We start from the raw sequence: 20,725 nt of genomic DNA on the forward strand, positions 1-20,725 counted from the left end.
GTCCAAAGGGTTGACCGGTGACGGGCGGCCTCGTACGGTCTGCTGCGCGGCAAGGTTGCATTCTTGCAGCAAGAACCTTCAGGAGCCTTGAGGGCAGGGCGCGTTGCCGACTGAGGCTGCACCGTCACCCGCGTTTCCCCCACCCGCAGGAGGAAAGACATGGCACGCAGGCCCCTGTCTGCCGCGCTGGCCCTCGTGGCCGGCGCCGCCGCCCTCGTCATCCCCACCGGATTCGGCGCCGCGTCCCCCGCGCAGGCCGCCGCTCCGGGCGACAAGGACGTCACCGCCGTGATGTTCGCGTGGAAGTTCGCCTCCATAGCCAAGGCCTGCACGGACACCCTCGGTCCGGCGGGCTACGGCTACGTCCAGGTCTCCCCGCCCCAGGAGCACATCCAGGGCGGCCAGTGGTGGACCTCCTACCAGCCCGTCAGCTACAAGATCGCCGGCCGCCTCGGCGACCGGGCCGCCTTCTCCGCCATGGTGAACACGTGTCACTCGGCGGGCGTGAAGGTCGTCGCCGACGCCGTCGTCAACCACATGGCGGCCGGCAACGGCACCGGCACCGGCGGTTCCGCGTACACCAAGTACGGCTACCCGGGCCTCTACTCCGGCGCCGACATGGACGACTGCCGGGGCCAGATCAACAACTACAACGACCGCGGCAACGTCCAGAACTGCGAACTGGTCGGCCTCGCCGACCTGGACACCGGCGAGGACTACGTACGCGGGAAGATCGCCGGATACCTCAACGACCTGCTCTCCCTCGGCGTGGACGGCTTCCGCATCGACGCCGCCAAGCACATGCCCGCCGCCGACCTGGCGAACATCAAGTCCCGGCTGACCGACCCGAACGCGTACTGGAAGCAGGAGGCGATCCACGGCGCGGGCGAGGCCGTCTCGCCCTCCGAGTACCTCGGCACCGGGGACGTGCAGGAGTTCCGTTACGGGCGGAGCCTCAAGCAGGTCTTCCTCAACGAGAACCTGGCCCACCTGAAGAACTTCGGCGAGAGCTGGGGCTTCATGGAGTCCGGGAAGTCCGCCGTCTTCGTCGACAACCACGACACCGAGCGCAACGGCGACACCCTCACCTACAAGAACGGCTCCGCCTACACCCTGGCCAACGTCTTCATGCTCGCCTGGCCCTACGGCTCCCCGGACGTCCACTCCGGCTACGAGTTCGCCGACCACGACGCCGGCCCGCCCAACGGCGGCCAGGTGAACGCTTGTCACAGCGACGGGTGGAAGTGCCAGCACGCCTGGCGCGAGATCTCCTCCATGGTCGGCCTCCGCAACGCCGCACGCGGGCAGGGCGTGACCAACTGGTGGGACAACGGCGGCGACCAGATCGCCTTCGGCCGGGGGACCAAGGCGTACGTCGCCATCAACCACGAGGGCACCGCGCTCACCCGCACCTTCCAGACCTCGCTGCCCCCCGGCGACTACTGCGACGTCCAGTCCGGCAAGGGCGTCCCCGTCAACGGCTCCGGTCAGTTCACCGCCACCGTCCCGGCCGGCACCGCGGTCGCCCTGCACGCAGGCGCTCGCACGTGTCCGGGCGGCGGCACGGGCCCCGGCGACGGCCCCTCCGGCGCCTCCTTCGGCGTCAACGCCACCACCCAGCCCGGCCAGAACATCCACGTCACCGGCGACCGGGCCGCCCTCGGCCACTGGAACCCGGCGAACGCGCCCAAGCTCGACCCGGCCGCGTACCCCGTCTGGAAGCTGGACGTGAACCTGCCCGCCGGCACCACGTTCGCCTACAAGTACGTCCGCAAGGACGCCGCCGGCAACGTCACCTGGGAGAGCGGCGCCAACCGCACCGCCACCGTCCCCGCCTCCGGCAAGGTCGCGCTGACCGCCGACGTCTGGCGCGGCTGACCCCTGCCCCTCCCAGCGGGCCGGTGGCGCTGCCACCGGCCCGCCTCCGCACCGCCCCTCGCCACGCGGCCTGCCCCACGGCCCACCGGCCGATCCACCCCCTCGACCGACCCACCACGCCCCGAGGAGCACCCTCCGTGACCCGAACCACCCTGAGACGAGGGGCGGTGGCCGTCCTGTGCGCGGCGCTGCTGCCCGTCGTCCCGGCGGCCACCGCCGCCGCGTCCCCCCGGCCGCCCTCGGACGCGAAGCTCGCCCGCGAGGCGGCCCGGCACGACCTCACGCGCGAACAGTTCTACTTCGTGCTGCCCGACCGCTTCGCCAACGGCGACACCTCCAACGACCGCGGCGGGCTGACCGGTTCGCGGCTGGAGCACGGCTACGACCCCGCCGACAAGGGGTTCTACCAGGGCGGCGACCTCAAGGGCCTGACCCGGAAGCTCGACTACATCAAGGGCCTCGGCACCACCGCCATCTGGATGGCGCCGATCTTCAAGAACCGGCCCGTCCAGGGCGCCGGCAAGGACGCCTCGGCCGGCTACCACGGTTACTGGATCACCGACTTCACCCAGGTCGACCCGCACTTCGGCACCAACGCCGATCTGGAGAAGCTGATCGACAAGGCCCACGCCAAGGGCATGAAGGTCTTCTTCGACGTCATCACCAACCACACCGCCGACACGGTCGATTACGCCGAGAAGGCCTACGGCTACAAGCCGAAGGGCGCCTACCCCTACCTCGACCGGGACGGCCGCCCCTTCGACGACCGCGACGGCGTGGAGAAGGTGGACCGGGACTCCTTCCCGTACACCCCCGTCCAGGCCCCCGGCGCCGCCGCGAAGGTGCCGTCCTGGCTCAACGACCCCACCATGTACCACAACCGGGGCGACTCGACGTGGGCCGGGGAGTCCAACGAGTACGGCGACTTCTCCGGGCTCGACGACCTGTGGACCGAGCGCCCCGAGGTCGTGAAGGGCATGGCGAGGATCTACCAGAAGTGGGTCCGCGACTTCGACATCGACGGCTTCCGCATCGACACCGTCAAACACGTCGACCTCGACTTCTGGACCCAGTGGGCCACCGCGCTCGACGACTACGCCGCCAAGCGCGGCCGGGACGACTTCTTCATGTTCGGCGAGGTCTACTCCGCCGACACCGAGATCACCTCGCCCTACGTCACCCGGGGGCGGCTGGACTCCACCCTGGACTTCCCCTTCCAGGACGCCGCCCGGCAGTTCGCCTCCCGGGGCGCGTCCGCCGACAAACTCGCCTCGGTGTACGGGAACGACTACCGCTACACCACCGACAAGGCCAACGCCTACGAGCAGGTCACCTTCCTCGGCAACCACGACATGGGCCGCATCGGGACCTTCCTCAAGCAGGACAACCCGGACGCCGACGACGCGGAGCTGCTGAAGCGGGCCCGCCTCGCCAACGAGCTGATGTTCCTCGGCCGCGGCAACCCGGTCGTCTACTACGGCGACGAGCAGGGCTTCACCGGTGCGGGCGGCGACAAGGACTCCCGCCAGACCCTCTTCGCCTCGAAGACCGCCGACTACCTCGACGACGACCAGCTCGGCACCGACCGCACCCACGCCTCTGACGCGTACGACACCGGGCACCCGCTCTACCGCTCCATCGCCGCGCTGGCGAAGCTCTCCCAGGAGCACCCGGCGCTGCGCGACGGCACCCAGATCGAACGGTTCGCGGAAGGCCCGGTGTACGCCGCCTCGCGCATCGACACCCGGCGCCCGTACGAATACCTCGTCGCCTCCAACAACGGCACGGCCCCGAAGGAGGTCCAGCTCGCCACCGAGTCGGCCGGCATGGACTTCCGTACCGTGTACGGCGGTTCGGAGGTGGTGCGCAGCGGCAGGGACAAGAAGGTCACCGTCACCGTGCCCGCCCTCTCCAGCGTCGTGCTGAAGGCGGACCGGGCCGTGGGCGCCCCCGCCGCCGAGCCGGTGATCTCGCTGAGGGCCCCGGCCGCCGGCGCGGCCGGCACCGTCGAGATCGCCGCCGACGTGGACGGCGGGCAGCTCAACCGGGTCGTCTTCGCCGCTCAGGTCGGCAACGGGAAGTGGCAGACGCTCGGTTCGGCCGACCACGCCCCGTACAAGGTCACCCAGTACCTCGACGGGACGGTGAAGGCGGGCACCCCGCTGCGCTACAAGGCCGTCGTCGTCGACCGGACGGGCCGCACCTCCGGCGCCCTCGCCTCCACCACCGCCGGTCAGGCCCCGCCGACCCCGAAGCCCGTCGCCGTCGAGCGCGACCGGGCCGTCGTCCACTACCAGCGCCCGGACGGCGACTACGCCGGCTGGCAGCTCAAGTCCGGTGGGAAGACGGCCGACTTCATCGGGCGGGACGCCTACGGCGCGTTCGCCTGGATCGACCTGGAGAAGGGCGCCGACTCCGTCGCGTACACCGTCGAGAAGAACGGCACGGCGGACGGGCCGCGGCGGACCATCGACCTCGGCGCGACCGGACAGGTCTGGATCGAGCAGGGCGAGGACGGCCAGAGGGCCGAGGCCCCCGAGGCCCCGCCGCAGGACACCGCCAAGGCGGTCCTCCACTACCACCGCCCGGACGGGGACTACGACGGCTGGGGACTGCACACCTGGGCCGGGGCGAAGGAGCCCACCGACTGGGCGAAGCCCCTCATGCCCGTGAGGAAGGACGCCTACGGGGTCACCTTCGAGGTGCCGCTCGTGGACGGGGCCGCCACACTCAGCTACATCCTGCACAAGGGCGACGAGAAGGACCTGCCCAGCGACCAGTCCCTCGACCTCGCCACCTACGGCCACGAGGTCTGGATGCTCGGCGGCAGGCCCGGCTACCTCCTCCCGCAGACCGGCGGCGGCGCGGCCCCCGACCTGTCGAAGGCCGAGGCGCAGTGGATCGACGCGAACACCGTGGTCTGGAAGGTGAAGACCACCGACGCCACCAGCCAGCAGCTCGTGTACGCCGAGAAGGGCGGGATCTCCGTCGTCGACGGGGCGCTCTCCGACGAGGGACAGTGGCTGCGGCTCGCGCCGGCCGCGCTGAGCGACGCGCAGAAGGCGAACCACCCGCATCTGAAGGACTATCCGGCGTTCACCGTGGACGCCCGGGACCGCGACCGCGTCCGGGAATCCCTGCGCGGCCAGATCGTCGCCACCCAGCGCGCCGCCAACGGCGCCCTGCTCGCCGCCACCGGCGTCCAGACCGCGGGCGTCCTGGACGACCTGTACGGGGAGAAGGCGGCCTCCGCCGAGCTCGGCCCGGTCTTCCGGAAGTCGGCGCCGACGCTCTCCGTGTGGGCTCCCACCGCCCGGACCGTCGCCCTCGAACTCGACGGCCGCACCGTCCCGATGCGGCGCGACGACCGCACCGGCGTCTGGTCGGTCACCGGAAAGAGGAGCTGGCAGGGCAAGCCCTACCGGTACGCCGTGACCGTGTGGGCCCCCACCGTCCAGAAGGTCGTCACCAACAAGGTCACCGACCCCTACTCCACCGCCCTGACCGCCGACTCCGCCCGCAGCCTCGTCGTCGACCTCACCGACCCGAAGCTCGCACCGCCCGGCTGGACCGGCCTGAGGAAGCCCGCCGCCACCCCGCTGCGGGACGCCCGCATCCAGGAGCTGCACGTCCGCGACTTCTCCATCACGGACCGCACGGCGAAGCACCCCGGTGAGTACCGGGCCTTCACCGACACCCGCTCGAAGGGCATGCGGCACCTCCAGAAGCTCGCCGACTCCGGCGCCAACTACGTCCACCTGCTGCCCGTCTTCGACATCGGGACCGTCCCGGAGAAGAAGAAGGACCAGGCGAAGCCCGGCTGCGACCTCGCCGCCCACGCCCCCGACTCCGAGAAGCAGCAGGAGTGCGTGGGCAGGGCCGCCGCCCAGGACGGCTTCAACTGGGGCTACGACCCGCTGCACTACACCGTCCCCGAGGGCTCCTACGCCTCCGACCCGGACGGCACCGCGCGCACGGTCGAGTTCCGGCAGATGGTCCAGGGCCTCAACCGGGCCGGACTGCGCACCGTCATGGACGTCGTCTACAACCACACCGTCGCCTCCGGACAGGACGACAAGTCGGTCCTCGACAGGATCGTGCCCGGCTACTACCAGCGCCTCCTGGAGGACGGCACCGTCGCCACCTCCACCTGCTGCGCCAACACCGCCCCCGAGAACACCATGATGGGCAAGCTCGTCGTGGACTCCGTCGTCACCTGGGCGAAGGAGTACAAGGTCGACGGCTTCCGCTTCGACCTGATGGGCCACCACCCCAAGGACAACATCCTCGCCGTCCGCAAGGCGCTCGACTCCCTCACCCCCGCGAAGGACGGCGTCGACGGGAAGAAGATCATCCTGTACGGGGAGGGCTGGAACTTCGGCGAGATCGCCGACGACGCCCGCTTCGTCCAGGCCACCCAGAAGAACATGGCCGGCACCGGCATCGCCACCTTCTCCGACCGGGCCCGCGACGCCGTGCGCGGCGGCGGCCCCTTCGACGAGGACCCCGGCGTCCAGGGCTTCGCCTCCGGCCTCTACACCGACCCCAACGCCTCGCCCGCCAACGGCACCCGCGCCGAGCAGAAGGCCCGGCTGCTCCACTACCAGGACCTGATCAAGGTCGGCCTCACCGGCAACCTCGCGGACTACACCTTCACCGACAGCTCCGGGCGCACGGTCAAGGGCTCCGGCGTCGACTACAACGGGGCGCCCGCCGGTTACGCGGCCGCGCCCGGCGACGCCCTCGCCTACTCCGACGCCCACGACAACGAGACCCTCTTCGACGCCCTCGCCTTCAAACTCCCGGCCGGCACCCCGGCCGCCGAGCGGGCCAGGGCCCAGGTGGTCGCGATGGCCGCCTCCGCCCTCTCCCAGGGGCCCTCGCTCTCCCAGGCGGGCACCGACCTGCTGCGCTCCAAGTCCCTGGACCGCAACTCCTACGACAGCGGCGACTGGTTCAACGCCCTGCACTGGGACTGCCGCGACGGCAACGGCTTCGGCCGGGGCCTCCCGCCCGCCGCCGACAACCGGGACAAGTGGCCGTACGCGAAACCGCTCCTGGCCGCCACCGGGACCATCGCCCCGCAGTGCGCCCAGATCGACGGGGCCTCGGCCGCCTACCGCGACCTGCTCACCATCCGCTCCACCGAGAAGGAGTTCTCCCTGACCACCGCGGACCAGGTCCAGTCCGCGCTCTCCTTCCCGCTCTCCGGCGAGGACGAGACCCCCGGCGTGATCACGATGCGCCTCGGCACCCTGGTCGTCGTCCTCAACGCGGCGCCGGACCCGGTCGAACAGCGGCTGGCCGCGCCGAAGGGGAAGACGTACGCGCTGCACCCGGTCCAGGCCGAGGGCGCGGACTCTACCGTCAAACGAGCCAGGTACGACAGGAAATCAGCCACTTTCACCGTTCCGGGACGCACGGCGGCCGTCTTCACCCTGCGTTGAGGTCCCACCGCACTACGGTGACGGCAGACGTCGGCGACGGAGCCGCGACTGCCGCCCCGGCCCACCGGGCCGGTCCCGCCCGCCCCACCCGGGGCGGCGGGGCCGGCCCGGTGCGCGTGGCGGGGCCCCTCCCGGGGCGGTCGGCCCACCGGCGCATCCTGAACCAGCGCGCGGACGGTGACGATGACCACGGTGGGACACCTCCCCGAGGAGACGAGCAGCTTCGTCGGGAGGCGGGCCGAACTGGCCCGGCTGCACACCGCGTTGACCACGCACCGGATGACCACCCTGATCGGCCCCGGCGGCGTCGGCAAGACCCGGCTCGCGCTCCGGGCCGCCCGCGCCGCTGCCGGCCGTTACGCGGACGGGGCCTGGTGGGCCGACCTCTCCCCGCTCCCCGACCCCGGGCTGCTGCTCCCCACCGTCTCGGACGCGGTGGGACTCGCCGACCACAGCCTGCGGATGCCCGTCGAGGCGCTCTGCGAATGGCTCGAGGACAAACACCTCCTGCTGGTCCTCGACTCCGCCGAACACCTCCGCGCCCCCTGCTCCCACCTGCTGGCGGAGGTCCTGACCACCTCGCCGGGGCTGACCGTCCTGGTCACCAGCCGGCAGCCGCTCGGCACTCGGGGCGAGCACGTCCTCGCCGTGCCGCCGCTCCCGGTCGACGGCGCGCCCGACGCCCTCCAGCTCTTCGCCGACCGGCTGCGCGCCGCCGACCCCCGGGCCGGGCTCGACGCCCCCGGCGACGAGGCGGCCGCCGCCGGGATCTGCCGCCGCCTCGAAGGCATCCCGCTCGCCATCGAACTGGCCGTGGCGGGCATGGGCCGGCACAGCGTGACCCAGCTCGCCGCCCGGATCGGCAGCCGCTTCGACGCTCCCGGCGGCGCCCTCGGAACGGGGGGCGCGTCCGGGGGGCCCGGCCCGGCCGGGGCCCCGGACGGCGACGGCCCGGCAACGCCCGCACCCCCCGCCTCCGCCTCCTCCTCCGCCTCCTCCGCCCCCGCCACCGGGGTCTCCCGGTTCGACCTCCTCGCCGACGCGACGGCGTGGCCCCGCCGCCACCGCACCCTGCGCACCGCCATCGGCTGGTCGCACGAGCTGTGCACCCCGCTGGAACGCCTCCTGTGGGCCCGCCTCACCCCGCTGCGCGCCGACTTCGACGCGGCCGTCGCCCGCGAGGTCTGCGCCGGGGGCCCGCTCACCGGGGACGGGGTGGACCGGGCGCTCCAGGGGCTCGTCGCCCAGTCCGTCGTCCAGCGCGACGGCGACCGCTACCGGATGCTGGACACCCTGCGCGAGTACGGCCGGATGTGGCTCACCGAGCTGGGGGAGGCCCGCGCCGCCGCCGACCGGCACGCCGCCGGCTTCCTCGGCCTCGCCCGCCGCGCCCACGAGGGGTGGACCGGTCCGGACCAGGTGTCCTGGTACCACAAGGTGTCCGACGCCCACCTCGACCTGTGCGCCGCCCTGGAGCACCTGCTCGTCCACGACGTCGCCGGGGCCCAGGAGATGGCGGGACGGGTCGGCTTCTTCTGGGCCTGCTGCGGCCATCTCACCGAGGCCCGCGACTACGCGCAGCGCGCCCTGGACGCGGGCCCGGTCGACGGGCCCCGCCGGACCAGGCTCCAGTGGGTCCTCGGCGTCGCCGCACTGCTCCAGGGGGACTTCGCGACCGCCGAGAAGTACGGCGCGCTCTGCACGACCGTCGCCCTGTACGACCGGGACGAGGAGGGCATGCTCGGCGCGACGTACCTCTGCGGCCTCACCCGGTTGATGACGGGAGAGCCGGCGGCCGCCCTGGAGGCGGCGACGCGGGTCCTGCGGATGGCCGACAGCGTCCCCGCGGACTCCGCCCACCGGCTGCGCTGCCGCCTCATCACCGTCTTCGCGCTCACCGCGCTCGGCCGGCTCGCCGAGTCCGAGGCGGCGGCCGGTGCGCTGCGCCGGGCCTGCGAGCGCGCCGGCGAGTACTGGACCCGTTCCTACGCGGACTACCAACTCGCCCTGATCGCCCTGCTCCAGGACCGCCCGGCCGCCTCCGCCGCGCACGCCCGGTCGATGCTCGCGGGCAAGCACCGGCTCCGCGACAGCTTCGGCGTCGCGCTGGGCCTGGACATCCTGGCCGCCGCCGTCGCCGCCCAGGGCGCGGGCGCGCACGCCGCCCGCATCTACGGCACCGGGCACGCGTACTGGCGCATGGTCGGCCATCCCCAGCGCGGCACGCCCGAGCTGGGGCCGGTCCGCGAGACCTGCGAGCGCCGGGCGCGGGCGGCCGTCGGGGACGAGGCGTACCGGCGGGCGTTCGAGCGGGGCCGGTCGGACAACGCGGAAGTCGGCCTCGCGGCGGCCCTGCGCACCGATCTCCCGCTCTGAACGGGCCTCCCGCGCTCCGGACTGCCGTACGCGCCCCCGCCCGTGCCGGTGGGGCACGTTTCGTGCACCCCTGGTCGCCGCGCCCGGCCGGGGGTTTCCTCGCGCGCCCGGGCTACCCGCACCCGCGCACAGCTAGTAAGGTTAGGCATACCTAAGTAACTGCTCAGGTGTCGCCGATCCCCTTGGAGACCTCGGATGCGTCCTGCTCGCCCCCGCGCCACGCGGCCCTCCCGCGCCGAACGCGTCCGGTCGATCCTGACCGTCGCCCACTCCATGACGGTGGTCAGCGACGGCCTGCACACCGAGGTGCGCCGTCTGGACGGCGCGACCGCGATGGGCCACATCCACCTGCACGCCCCGGACGGCGGCGGCCGTGCGCCGAGCGCCGAACGCGTCCCGGCCCGCCTGGAGTTCACGGACATCGCCCCCGTCCCGGTACGCGACCGGCTGCGCGCCCGCGTCACCGTCACCGGGCTCCTCGCCGCCCCGTACGGCGACGGCGCCGAGCGGTCCACCTGCATGGATTTCGGGCAGGCCGTCCTGGAGGACGCGGAAGGGCGCACCTTCGTCACCCTGGAGGAGCTGGAGGAGGTGGAGACCGATCCGATCGCCGCGTGCGAGGCGGGCATGCTGACCCACCTGGTCGCCGACCACGCCGAACTCGTCCCACTGCTCCTGCGCCTCGTCCGCCCCCGCCCCGAGCGCGGGATGACGCGGGCCGTGCCGCTGGCGATGGACCGCTACGGGGTCACCCTGCGGCTCGAACACCCGCACACCCACGAGGACGTACGGCTGCCGTTCCCCCGCCCGGTCACCGAGATCGACCAGGCGGGCCCGCAGATCCACGCCCTGCTGGCCGCCGCCCGCCGCGTCTCCCACCGCAACGGCCTGCCCGCCTGACGGGGGCGTCGGCCTCAGCGCGGCAGCCGCTGCGCCGGTACGGCGGGTACGTCCGGGGCGAACGCCGAGAGCCGCGCCAGCAGCTCCCCGAACGGCCCGTCCTCCGGCTCCTGCGACAGCACCCGCAGCACGATGCCGGCCATCTCCTGGTCGTACGCGGCGCTCACGGCGGCGAGCGCGGCGAAGTCGTGCACCAGCTGCAGCTCCAGCTCGGCGCGCGGAACGCGCCGCCCGTCCAGCCAGATCAGGGCCGTCGACTCGGCGAGGGAGACCCAGGAGCGGACCACCAGCTCCAGCCGGGCGGGCGGCTCGCTCACGCCGAGGTGCGTGATGATCTGCTCGTACGCGGCCTGCCGCACCCCGTCGATCATCGCGTTCGCCGTCGACGACCCCACGGCGGGCCCGCCGCGCATCAGCGCCGAGAAGCCGGGGCCGTGCTCGTCGACGAAGTCGAAGAAGCGCCCCATCACCCGCAACAGGCGTGCTCCCAGGGGGCCTTCGAGAGGCTCCAGGAAGCGGGCCGCCAACTCGTCGGCGGCCCGCCGCAGTGCCGCCTCGTACAGGCTCTGCTTGCCGGGGAAGTAGTGGTAGACCAGGGGACGGGAGATGCCCGCGGCGGCGGCGATCTCATCGATCGACACCTCCTCGGGCGATCGGCGGCTGAACAAGTCCAGCGCGACGCCGATCAGTTGCCGCCTGCGCTCGTCGACGCCCATCCTGCGCCGCACCCCGGTCGTCATGTCCGACAGCCTATCCGGGGCGCCCGCATATGCCCCACCGGCCCCGTGCGGCGTTCTGACCGCCGGGCGGGGGAGCACGGTCCCGGCCCCGGCCGACGGGGCATCCCCTACAGGTCCAGCACCAGCCGTCCGCCCCGGCAGCGTGAGACGCAGATCAGCATCGAGCCGTCCCGCTCGCCCTCGGTCAGCAGGTCGTCCCGATGGTCGATCTCGCCCTCCAGCACCCGCTGCCGGCAGGTCCCGCAGAACCCTTGTTCACAGGAGTACGCGACATGGGGCGCGGCCGTGCGGACCGCGTCCAGCACCGACTGCCCCGCGGCCACCGGCACCGTACGCCCACTGCGCCGCAGCTCCACCTCGAACGGCCCGGCTCCGGCCCCCGACGCATCCGCCGTGGCGGCCGAGAACCGCTCCAGGTGCAGCGCGCAGCCCTCGGGGAGCGCGGCGGCGACGGCGTCCATCAGGGGCTCGGGTCCGCAGCAGTAGACCGCGGTGCCCGGGGCGAGAGCGGCGAACGCCCCCGCCACGTCCGGGTGCCCGGCCTCGTCCTGGGCGACCACCGTGACCCGGCCCCCGTCCGCGCCGAGCTTCCCGATCTCCTCCAGGAACGGCATCGAGGCCCGCGTCCGCCCCCCGTACAGCAACCGCCAGTCGGCCCCCGAAGCGGCCAGCGACCGCAGCATCGGCAGGACCGGGGTGATGCCGATGCCGCCGACGACGAAGAGGTGCGCCGGGGCCCCGGTCAGCGGGAAGCGGTTGCGCGGCCCGCGCACCTCGACCTCCCGCCCCTCCCGGAGCTGTTCGTGCACCTCCCGCGAACCGCCCCGGCCGTCCGCCACGAGCCGGATCGCCACCGTGTACGCCCCGGTGTCCTCCGGGTCGCCGCACAGCGAGTACTGCCGCACCCGGCCGGACGGCAGCACCACGTCCAGATGGGCCCCCGGTGTCCAGGGCGGCAGGCCGGGCCCCTCCAGCCGGAGTTGGACGACGCCGTCGGCGACCTCGGACCGGTCGGTGACCAGCAGTCGGCGGGCCGCCGTCGCGCGCCGCTGGGAGTGGCCCGATATCGGCTCGGGCAGGGCGGGCAGCGGCCACAGCGGAGACCGGGCGATCCGGCGCTTCAGCGCCCGCCGGGCGAGCAGGGCCGTGCCGGAGACCAGGGCGACGGTACGGAGGCGGGGCGGGGCCACGGGTCAGGCCCCCTTCGCGGTCTCGGCCTCGGCGGCGAGCGCGGCGGGGGAGCGGGTCAGGTACTCCACGGCCTGGGCCGTACTGCCCTCCTGGGAGGGGTGGTAGGACCGGCTGAGATAGGTGGGGGCGGACCGCAGGATCGCCCCCGTGCCCGGCAGCGTGCCCTGCTTCCCGCGGGCGTGGAACGCTTTGAGCGACGCCTTGCCCTCCGGCAGCGTCGGGTCGTTCTCCATGAAGAAGCGGATGCCGCGCTGCCACATGAACACCAGCGCCGAGATCGCCGTCGCCCAGGTGCGCACCCGTCGTCGGTAGCCCCCGTCCACGTGCATGAAGACGTCGAAGGCCACCGATCGGTGCTCGACCTCCTCCGCCCCGTGCCAGCGCAGCAGGTCCATCATGGTCGGGTCGGCGCCCCGGCGGTCCAGCGCCTCGGCGTTGAGTATCCAGTCGCCGAGGAACGCGGTGTAGTGCTCGATCGCGGCGATCAGCGCCACCCGTTCCATCAGCCACCACCTCGACGCGCGCCCCGGCGGCAGGGTCCGGTCCCCGAGCAGCTTCTCGAAGAACCAGTCGACCTGCGCCGTGTACGGGGTCGGGTCGAGCCCCAACTCCCGCAGATGCGGCAGGACGTCGTCGTGCGCCTGCGCGTGCACGGCCTCCTGCCCGATGAATCCGATGACGTCCTCGCGGAGCCGGTCGTCGCGGATGTACGGGAGTATCTGCCGGTACACGTGGATGAACCAGCGCTCCCCGGCGGGGAGCAGCAGGTGGAGCACGTTGATGGTGTGCGTGGTGAACGGGTCGCCCGGCACCCAGTGCAGAGGGGTCTTCTCCCAGGCGAAGGACACCTTGCGGGCCTTGAGGTGCGTCCGCTCCGACGCGACCGCCGCTGGCTGCGTGTTAGACATGGTGTCAATGTACTGACGGGTACCTGGTGGGACCAGGGGGCGTGCACGGATTTCCGTGCCCGCTCCGGTGCTCCGGCGCTCCGTCCAGGAGACCCGGGACCGCGCCGCCGCGAAAGACCGGACCCGTCGCCGCCGGCCGGGCCATGATTGCCCGTATGACGCAACCTGTGCAGGCCCGTTCCTTTGACGCTGTCGCCGCCGCCTACGACGCGCACCGCCCCTCCTACCCGCCCGCCCTGTTCGACGCCGTCGAGGAGTTGGCCGGGCTGTCACTCGCGGGCGCCCGGGTCGCGGACGTCGGGGCGGGTACGGGGCTCGGCACGGCACGGCTGTACGAGCGCGGGGCCCGCGTCACCGCGGTGGAGCCGGGCGACGGGATGGCCGGGCAGTTCCGCCGGAGCCTTCCGGACGTGCCGCTGGTCCGGGGCGACGGGAACAACCTGCCGCTGCGCACCGGCTCGATGGATCTGATCACCTACGCCCAGGCCTGGCACTGGACCGACCCCGCCCGCTCGGTCCCCGAGGCCCGCCGGGTGCTGCGGCGGGGCGGGGCGCTCGCGCTGTGGTGGAACGACGGCGACCCGTCCGTGGACTGGCTCGTCGACCAGGAGAACCGTATGCGGGTCTTCTTCGGGGCGGAGATACCCGCTGTCCCGTCCCACCGGGCCCGCTTCCGGGCCACGCTGCCCGACGGGCTCGACTTCCGCACACGTCAGGTGCCGTGGAGCCGTCGCGTACCGATCGACGCCCATATCGCCAACCTGGCCACCCACTCCGACTTCCTGATCGGTGACCCGGCAGCGGTCCGCGGATTCTTCGACCGTGAACGGACGTCGCTGGAGGCCCTGTTCCCCGGCGGCGAAGTCGAGGAGGCCTATCTCATGAGTCTCGCCGTAGCCCACCCCTGAGCCCGACCCCGGGGCGCGGGGCGGGACGGAGACGGCGGAACGGGAGCGGCGGGGCGCTCGGGTCCGCCTCCCGTGACGGCAGGTCCGACGCGGGAGGCGGCCCCGCCCCTCAGGCGAACGCGGCCAGTTGGGCGTCCACCGGGGCCCCCGTGAGCCGGTTGGCCAGGGTCGACAGGGTGTACGCCCCGATGCCCAGCACCACTTCGAGGGCGTTCTGCTCGGTGTAGCCGTACGCCAGGAAGTCCCGCAGGGCCGTGTCGTCCACCGCTCCCGCCGAGGTGATCACCTCCAGCGTGAACCGCCGTACGGCGTCCAGGCGTTCGTCGGGCAGCGCGGGGCTCCCGGGGGCGCGCAGGGCGGCGATCAGCGCCGGGTCGGCGTCCAGGGAGGCCAGCTTCGCGGTGTGCATCGCGACGCAGACGTGGCAGTCGTTGCGGGTGGCCACGGTCATGATCAGGGCCTCGCGGGAGAGCGGGTCCAGGGTGCAGGACTCGAAGATCGCACTGAGCTTCAGGAAGCCGTCCAGGGCGTGCGGCGAGGCGGCGAGCCGGGCGACGGCGGCGGGCCGGTAGCCCAGCCGCTCCGTCACCGCCTCCATGGCGCGGCGTGAACCGGGCGGGGCGGTCCGGGGGGTGAGGTCGGGAAAGGGCATGAGGGGGCCTCCCTGTTCAGGGCAGCTAGAATCGACAACATGGTTGACGAAAAAAAGGTAAACCAGGTTGTCGAATCGCGCAACGGCTTCACGCTGCCCCTGCTCCTCTTCGGGGGGTTCCGCTCGATCATCGACGCCCTGCACCGGGACCTGGCCGAGCACGGGCACCCCGACACCCGCCCCGCGTACGGCTTCGCCCTCCAGGCGGTGGGGCGCGACGGCGCGGCCATCGGTGAGATCGGACGGCGGCTCGGCGTCTCCAAGCAGGCGGCCGGGAAGACGGTCGAGAAACTGGAGGCGCTCGGCTACGTCGAGCGCGCCCCGGACCCCGCCGACGGTCGGCGCACCCTGATCCTCCTCACCCCGCACGGCGTGGACCTGCTGGCCCGCTCCGCCGAGGGCTTCGACCGGCTGCGGGCGGAGTGGGCCCGGACGCTCGGCGAGGAGCGGCTGGCGGCCCTGGAGGAGGACCTGCGCACGATGGCCCCGGGCGGCGCGTTCCGGCTGGACGCGGCGGGCTGGTTCACGGGCTGAACGGCACCCCGGCCCACCGGCGCCCCGGCCCACCGGCCCGCCCGGCTCGGGAGGAGGCCGGGGTCAGCCCCTGTCCAGATACGCCAGCACCGCCAGCACCCGGCGGTTGTCGTCGTCCGACGGGGGTAGACCGAGCTTGCCGAAGATGTTCGAGGTGTGCTTGGCCACCGCCCGCTCCGTGATCACCAGCTGCGCGGCGACGGCGGCGTTGGAGCGGCCCTGCGCCACCAGCTCCATCACCTCCCGCTCGCGCGGGGTCAGACCGCCCATCGGCTCGTCGCGCGAACGACGGGTCAGGAGCTGGGAGATGACCTGCGGGTCCATCGCCGTGCCGCCCGCCGCCACCCGGCGCACGGCGTCGATGAACTGGTCCGCGTCGAAGACCCGGTCCTTCAGCAGGTAGCCCACGCCGCCGTTGCCGTCCGCCAGCAACTCCCGCGCGTACAACTGCTCCACGTGCTGCGAGAGCACCAGCACCGGCAGCCCCGGCCGGACCCGGCGGGCGGCCAGGGCGCACTGGAGGCCCTCGTCCGTGTGCGACGGCGGGAGCCGGACGTCGACGACGGCCACGTCCGGCTCCGACTCTGCCAACGCCCTGGTCAGTTCGGGCCCGGTCTCCACCGCCGCGACCACCTCGAAGTCGTACGCCTCCAGCATGCGCACCAGACCGTCGCGCAGCAGGAAGAGGTCTTCGGCTAGGACAACGCGCAAGGGATCTCCATGGTCACCATGGTGGGACCGCCCGCGGGGCTGCTGACGGCCAGGACGCCGTCGAATGTACCCAGTCGCCGTTCGACTCCGCTCAGCCCCGAGCCCGATCCGACGACCGCACCGCCCCTGCCGTCGTCCGTCACCGAGATCCGGAGCATCCCCTCCGCGTGGTGCAGGTCCACGTGGACCCGCTCGGCCTCCGCGTGCTTGGCCGCGTTCGTCAGGGCCTCGCTGACCGCGAAGTACGCCGCCGACTCCACCGGGGCGTCCGCCCGCCCCGGCAGCTCCACCGTCACCTCGGTGGCGACGGGCAGCCGCAGCGCCAGCGCCCGCACCGCGTCGCCCAGACCGCGCTCGGCGAGGACCGGCGGGTGGATGCCCCGGACCAGATCGCGCAGTTCGGTCAGCGCCTCCGCCGACGACTCCCGGGCCGTCTTCAGCATCTTCTTCGCCTGCGCCGGGTCCTTCTCGACCAACGCCTCGATCGTGCCCAGGTTCATGCCCATCGCGACCAGCCGCGCCTGCGCCCCGTCGTGCAGGTCCCGTTCGATGCGGCGCAGTTCGGAGGCGGCCGTGTCCACGGCCTCGTGCCGGGTCTCGGTCAGCCGCTCGACGCGCTGGGCCAGCTCCTCGTCGCGCGCCGGGCCCAGCAGCGTACGGGCGAGCAGGAAGTGGGCCCGCAGCACCGGTACGGAGGCCCGCATCCCGAGGTGGAAGAGGACGACGCCCAGGCCGAGGGCGGCCAGCCCGGTCAGCTGGCTGTCCACCGGCACGAACCCGTACCAGTACGGATCGTCCCGGAACACCCGCCACAGCCCCGCCGCCAGAACGAGCCCCTCGACCGGGTAGAGCATCAGCCCGGCGGAGACCACGGCCAGGAGCGCCCCGGCCGTCATGTCCATCAGCAGCCACAGCAGGTCCCGCCAGGTCGCCGGGTCCTTCAGCAGGAGCGTCGTGCGCTCCACCTGACCGGTGACGCCCGGCCGCAGATCCTTCGGGAGCGGCCGGTACGGGACCGGAATCCGTACACCGGACCAGGTCGCCGCCCACAGCCGACGCCGGTCGGCGTGCTTGCGCACCGCCTCCACCACGTTCGGGGTGGTGAACACGCCGACGCCCAACAGGATGAAGGCGATCGAGAGCACCGCGAACACGAACAGGGTGACGGACCCCGCCAGACCGGCCACGGACAGGAACAGCCCCCGCCCCGCCGCCAGCGACGCCTCCCGCAACCGGCCCGAGAACACCTTCATCGCGATCCTTCTCCCCTCACCGCGGCCGGAACGGTTCTCCCGGCCCCACTCCCACGCCGCGACCGGGCCTCGCCCGGACGCGTTCCCCACCGGAGCACGGCCCGCGCCCGCTCCGGAGGCCAGTCTCACCCGGCCCGGGCCCACGGCGTCAGCCGGTCCGCCACCCGGAGGGGGTGTACCTGGCACCACCCCCGCACCCGCCCCCCACGCCTCCGCCTCCGGGGGCTTTGACGGCTGGGGCGGGCCGCCCCCGGTTCCTAGATTCGAAGCGCTCGAACCGCTTACCTGACGCTTACCTCCGGGGGAGAGACCACATGAGGCGCAACCTCGCCGCACGCATCGGCGTGTGGAGCATCCACCACCGAAAGACCGCCGTCCTGGGCTGGCTGCTCTTCGTCGTGCTCGCCACGGGCGTCGGCGGAGCCACCGGCATGGTCGAGATGACCAACGCGGAGAACGGGGCCGGGGAGTCCGCCCGCGCCGAGCAGATCCTCCTCGACGCCGGACTCGACAAGCCCGCCGGCGAACTCGTCATGGTCTCCGCCCCCGCCGCGGGCGACTGGAAGCCGGCCGCCGAAGCGCTCGCCACCGCCCTGCGGGCGACCGGCGAGACGCGGAACATCGCCCCGCCCGTCCCGTCCGGCGACGGCGAGGACGCGCTGATCTCCTTCGAGATGAAGGGCGACGCCGCCACCTCGCCCGACCGGGTCCAACCCGTCCTGGACGCGGTCGCCGCCGTGGGCGAAGCCCACCCGGACGTCGAGATCCACCAGTTCGGCGAGGCCAGCGCGGGCAAGTGGCTCGGCGACCTGCTGGCCGAGGACTTCAAGAAGGCCGAGTTCACCGCCGTACCGCTGGCCCTCGGCATCCTCCTCGTCGCCTTCGGCGCGATCGTCGCCGCCCTCCTCCCGGTCGGACTCGCCCTCACCGCGTGCATGGCCGCCTTCGGCCTCCTGTCGATCGCCAGCCACCAACTGCACCTGTTCCAGACCACGTACTCGGTGATGTTCCTGATGGGCTTCGCCGTCGGCGTCGACTACTGCCTCTTCTACCTGCGCCGCGAACGCGACGAACGCGCCGCCGGACGCGACGCCGAGACCGCCCTGCGCATCGCCGCCGCCACCAGCGGCCGGGCGGTCCTCGTCTCCGGCCTCACCGTCATGGTGGCGATGGGCGGCATGTTCCTCTCCGGTCTCCTGCTGTTCAAGGGCTTCGCGCTCGCCACGATCATCGTCGTGTTCATCGCCGTGCTCGGCTCGGTCACCGTCCTGCCCGCCCTGCTCTCCTGGCTCGGCGACCGTGTCGACGCCGGCCGCATCCCCCTGCTGAACCGCCGTGCCCGGCGCGGAAACACGGGCAGCGGGCGCATCACCGGCCGGGTGCTCGGCCCCGTCCTCGCCCGGCCCCGCGCGTTCGCCGTCGCCGCCGTCGTCCTGCTGCTCGCCCTCGCCGCGCCCGCCCTCGGCATGAAGACCGAATCCCTCGGCCTGGAGAAGCAGTTCGGCTCCGACGCGCAGCTCTCGATCGCCCACAGCCGGATCACCGAGAGCTTCCCCGGCGGCCCCGCCCCCGCCCTCGTCGTGGTGACCGCGCCCGACATCACCGCCCCGGAGGTCGGCAAGGCCCTCGGCGGTTTCGAGAACGTCACCGTCCACCGCGCCCGGAACGTCGCCGAGTTCGAGGTCCCCCTCCCGCACGGCGCCGCCGACCTCGCCGAACTGCGCGAGAAGCGGCTGCCCGCCGCGTTCGACTCCACCGGGGCGAAGGCCCACGTCACGGGGGAGACCGCCGGCTCGGTCGACTTCAACGACCAGCTCCGGCGCGGCATCGTCCCGGTCTTCGCCTTCATCACGGCGGTGACCTTCCTGCTGATGCTGTTCTGCTTCCGCAGCTACGTCATCGCCGTCACCTCCATCGTCCTCAACCTCCTGTCGGTGGCCGCCTCCTACGGCGTGATGACCGCCGTCTTCCAGCACGGCTGGGGCGCGTCGCTCATCGGCTCGGAGGGGGTCGGCGCGATCGAGGCGTGGATGCCGCTGTTCGTCCTCGTCGTCCTGTTCGGCCTCTCCATGGACTACCACGTCTTCGTCGTCTCCCGGATCCGCGAGGCGCGCGGCAGCGGCCTGGGCAACCGGTCGGCCATCGAGACCGGCCTGCGCCGCACGGCGGGGGCGGTCACCGGGGCGGCGGCCATCATGGTCGCGGTGTTCGCCGTGTTCGGCACCCTGTCCATGCAGGACATGCAGCAGATGGGCGTCGGCCTCGCCGTCGCGGTGCTGTTGGACGCCACGATCGTACGGATGGTGCTGCTGCCCTCCGTGATGCTGCTGCTCGGCGAGCGCAACTGGCGTACGCCGCGCGGGCTCTCACGGCTGCCGAGCCTGGAGCGCGAGGAGCCGGCCGAGCCGGCGCACACCGCCGTACGGGGCTGAGGGCCCACGCGCACGGGCGCACGGGGGCGGCCCCGGAGCACGGTCGACGAGGAACCGTGCTCCCGGGCCGCCGGCCGCGCGTACTGCGGGTGCCGTGATGCGACGGGCCGGTCAGGGCGTGTACTTGTACCCCACCCGCCGGACCGTCTGGATCGAACGGCGGTGCTCCGCACCGAGCTTGCGGCGCAGCCGCGCGACATGAACGTCGACGGTCCGCCCGTCGCCCACATGTCCGTAGCCCCACACCGTCGTCACCAACTGGTCGCGGGTGTGCACCCGGTGGGGGTGCGCCACCAGGTGGGCCAGCAGCTCGAACTCCAGGTACGTGAGGTCGAGGGCGGCGCCGTCGACCCAGGCCGTACGCCGGGAGGTGTCGATCCGGACCGGGCCGGCCGGGGCACCGTCGGAGGCGGCCTGACCGCTCTCCCCGGGCGCGGGGCGCTGCGGGGACGGAAGGCCGCCCGGCAGAAGGTGCGAGGCGGCGACCGCCCCCGCGAGCGCGGGCTGCTGGTCGGCCGGCACCAGCACCAGGTAGCCGACCATCGGCGGCCGGCCGGGCAGGGCGGGCAGGGTGTGCGGAGGGGCGGGCAGCCAGGTGGCCCCCGGCGGGAGGAACCCGGCCGCCTCGGCCGGCGCCACGACCTCGTCGCGGTCGACCGCGCGCAGCCGGTGCCGGTTGGGAGGGGAGGGGAGGGAACGGGCGGTGGAGCGGGTCGCAGCGGGGGCCGGGGACGCCGCGGTGGCGGCGGACGCGGCGGAGAAGGTACGAGTGTTCGCCATGAGGGTCAGCTCTTT

General features: G+C 73.1%; 14 protein-coding genes. 7 read left to right on the plus strand and 7 right to left on the minus strand.

Features of this window, described 5'->3' with window-relative positions; translation table 11 throughout:
- Positions 1–159 precede the first annotated feature (159 nt).
- The 4 genes from ACH4K1_RS09285 (at position 160) to ACH4K1_RS09300 (ending at position 10,601) form a co-directional block, all read left to right on the plus strand.
- On the plus strand, positions 160–1,878 hold the full coding sequence (locus ACH4K1_RS09285) for a carbohydrate-binding module family 20 domain-containing protein (RefSeq protein ID WP_398088006.1): 1,719 nt from the start codon (positions 160–162) through the stop codon (positions 1,876–1,878).
- Between the two features lie 137 nt (positions 1,879–2,015).
- Entirely contained in the window at positions 2,016–7,325 is a 5,310-nt protein-coding gene (gene pulA / locus ACH4K1_RS09290) for a pullulanase-type alpha-1,6-glucosidase (RefSeq protein WP_398088008.1), read from the plus strand.
- Between the two features lie 183 nt (positions 7,326–7,508).
- Positions 7,509–9,701 (plus strand): ATP-binding protein, encoded by a 2,193-nt coding sequence (locus tag ACH4K1_RS09295; RefSeq protein ID WP_398088010.1) that lies wholly within the window; start codon positions 7,509–7,511, stop codon positions 9,699–9,701.
- A 195-nt stretch (positions 9,702–9,896) separates the two neighbouring features.
- Positions 9,897–10,601 carry a DUF2470 domain-containing protein gene (locus ACH4K1_RS09300; RefSeq protein ID WP_398088012.1) on the plus strand — a complete coding sequence of 235 codons (705 nt, stop codon included), beginning with the start codon at positions 9,897–9,899 and terminating at the stop codon, positions 10,599–10,601.
- A gap of 14 nt (positions 10,602–10,615) precedes the next feature.
- Here the strand turns inward: ACH4K1_RS09300 and ACH4K1_RS09305 are convergent, their stop codons facing one another.
- The 3 genes from ACH4K1_RS09305 to ACH4K1_RS09315 form a co-directional block, all read right to left on the minus strand.
- Complete coding sequence (locus ACH4K1_RS09305) at positions 10,616–11,341, minus strand: TetR/AcrR family transcriptional regulator (RefSeq protein WP_228992951.1); 726 nt, start codon at positions 11,339–11,341, stop codon at positions 10,616–10,618.
- A 107-nt stretch (positions 11,342–11,448) separates the two neighbouring features.
- On the minus strand, positions 11,449–12,531 hold the full coding sequence (locus ACH4K1_RS09310; RefSeq protein ID WP_398088014.1) for a PDR/VanB family oxidoreductase: 1,083 nt from the start codon (positions 12,529–12,531) through the stop codon (positions 11,449–11,451).
- Between the two features lie 3 nt (positions 12,532–12,534).
- Positions 12,535–13,440 carry a metal-dependent hydrolase gene (locus ACH4K1_RS09315; RefSeq protein WP_398088015.1) on the minus strand — a complete coding sequence of 302 codons (906 nt, stop codon included), beginning with the start codon at positions 13,438–13,440 and terminating at the stop codon, positions 12,535–12,537.
- 155 nt (positions 13,441–13,595) lie between these two features.
- Here ACH4K1_RS09315 and ACH4K1_RS09320 point away from each other — a divergent pair, with 155 nt between their 5' ends.
- Positions 13,596–14,348, plus strand: a complete 753-nt coding sequence (locus tag ACH4K1_RS09320) for a class I SAM-dependent methyltransferase (RefSeq protein WP_398088017.1) — start codon at positions 13,596–13,598, stop codon at positions 14,346–14,348.
- 109 nt (positions 14,349–14,457) lie between these two features.
- On the opposite strand, the gene ACH4K1_RS09325 is transcribed toward ACH4K1_RS09320, so the two are convergent.
- A complete protein-coding gene (locus tag ACH4K1_RS09325; RefSeq protein ID WP_398088018.1) occupies positions 14,458–15,000 on the minus strand; it encodes a carboxymuconolactone decarboxylase family protein in 543 nt (180 codons plus the stop codon).
- A 39-nt stretch (positions 15,001–15,039) separates the two neighbouring features.
- On the opposite strand from ACH4K1_RS09325, the gene ACH4K1_RS09330 reads away from it, so the two are divergent.
- Entirely contained in the window at positions 15,040–15,534 is a 495-nt protein-coding gene (locus tag ACH4K1_RS09330) for a MarR family winged helix-turn-helix transcriptional regulator (protein ID WP_398088019.1), read from the plus strand.
- A 63-nt stretch (positions 15,535–15,597) separates the two neighbouring features.
- Here the strand turns inward: ACH4K1_RS09330 and ACH4K1_RS09335 are convergent, their stop codons facing one another.
- Both ACH4K1_RS09335 and ACH4K1_RS09340 read right to left on the minus strand, forming a co-directional pair.
- A complete protein-coding gene (locus tag ACH4K1_RS09335; protein WP_073769442.1) occupies positions 15,598–16,245 on the minus strand; it encodes a response regulator transcription factor in 648 nt (215 codons plus the stop codon).
- Complete coding sequence (locus ACH4K1_RS09340; protein WP_398088021.1) at positions 16,230–17,498, minus strand: sensor histidine kinase; 1,269 nt, start codon at positions 17,496–17,498, stop codon at positions 16,230–16,232. The genes ACH4K1_RS09335 and ACH4K1_RS09340 overlap by 16 nt, the downstream gene beginning before the upstream one ends.
- A gap of 314 nt (positions 17,499–17,812) precedes the next feature.
- Here ACH4K1_RS09340 and ACH4K1_RS09345 point away from each other — a divergent pair, with 314 nt between their 5' ends.
- A complete protein-coding gene (locus ACH4K1_RS09345; RefSeq protein WP_398088023.1) occupies positions 17,813–19,930 on the plus strand; it encodes an MMPL family transporter in 2,118 nt (705 codons plus the stop codon).
- Positions 19,931–20,041: 111 nt separating this feature from the next.
- Here ACH4K1_RS09345 and ACH4K1_RS09350 read toward each other — a convergent pair whose 3' ends face one another.
- Positions 20,042–20,710, minus strand: a complete 669-nt coding sequence (locus ACH4K1_RS09350) for a winged helix-turn-helix domain-containing protein (protein ID WP_398088024.1) — start codon at positions 20,708–20,710, stop codon at positions 20,042–20,044.
- Positions 20,711–20,725 lie beyond the last annotated feature (15 nt).

Source organism: Streptomyces sp. NPDC017448, assembly GCF_044330565.1.
Classification (GTDB): Bacteria; Actinomycetota; Actinomycetes; order Streptomycetales; family Streptomycetaceae; genus Streptomyces.

Coding starts and splice junctions, on each gene's coding strand:
- ACH4K1_RS09300 (WP_398088012.1), top strand. CDS start 9,897: ATGCGTCCTGCTCGCCCCCGCGCCACGCGGCCCTCCCGCGCCGAACGC.
- ACH4K1_RS09325 (WP_398088018.1), bottom strand. CDS start 15,000: ATGCCCTTTCCCGACCTCACCCCCCGGACCGCCCCGCCCGGTTCACGC.
- ACH4K1_RS09330 (WP_398088019.1), top strand. CDS start 15,040: ATGGTTGACGAAAAAAAGGTAAACCAGGTTGTCGAATCGCGCAACGGC.
- ACH4K1_RS09295 (WP_398088010.1), top strand. CDS start 7,509: ATGACCACGGTGGGACACCTCCCCGAGGAGACGAGCAGCTTCGTCGGG.
- ACH4K1_RS09305 (WP_228992951.1), bottom strand. CDS start 11,341: ATGACGACCGGGGTGCGGCGCAGGATGGGCGTCGACGAGCGCAGGCGG.
- ACH4K1_RS09340 (WP_398088021.1), bottom strand. CDS start 17,498: ATGAAGGTGTTCTCGGGCCGGTTGCGGGAGGCGTCGCTGGCGGCGGGG.
- ACH4K1_RS09350 (WP_398088024.1), bottom strand. CDS start 20,710: ATGGCGAACACTCGTACCTTCTCCGCCGCGTCCGCCGCCACCGCGGCG.
- ACH4K1_RS09320 (WP_398088017.1), top strand. CDS start 13,596: ATGACGCAACCTGTGCAGGCCCGTTCCTTTGACGCTGTCGCCGCCGCC.
- ACH4K1_RS09315 (WP_398088015.1), bottom strand. CDS start 13,440: ATGTCTAACACGCAGCCAGCGGCGGTCGCGTCGGAGCGGACGCACCTC.
- ACH4K1_RS09345 (WP_398088023.1), top strand. CDS start 17,813: ATGAGGCGCAACCTCGCCGCACGCATCGGCGTGTGGAGCATCCACCAC.
- ACH4K1_RS09285 (WP_398088006.1), top strand. CDS start 160: ATGGCACGCAGGCCCCTGTCTGCCGCGCTGGCCCTCGTGGCCGGCGCC.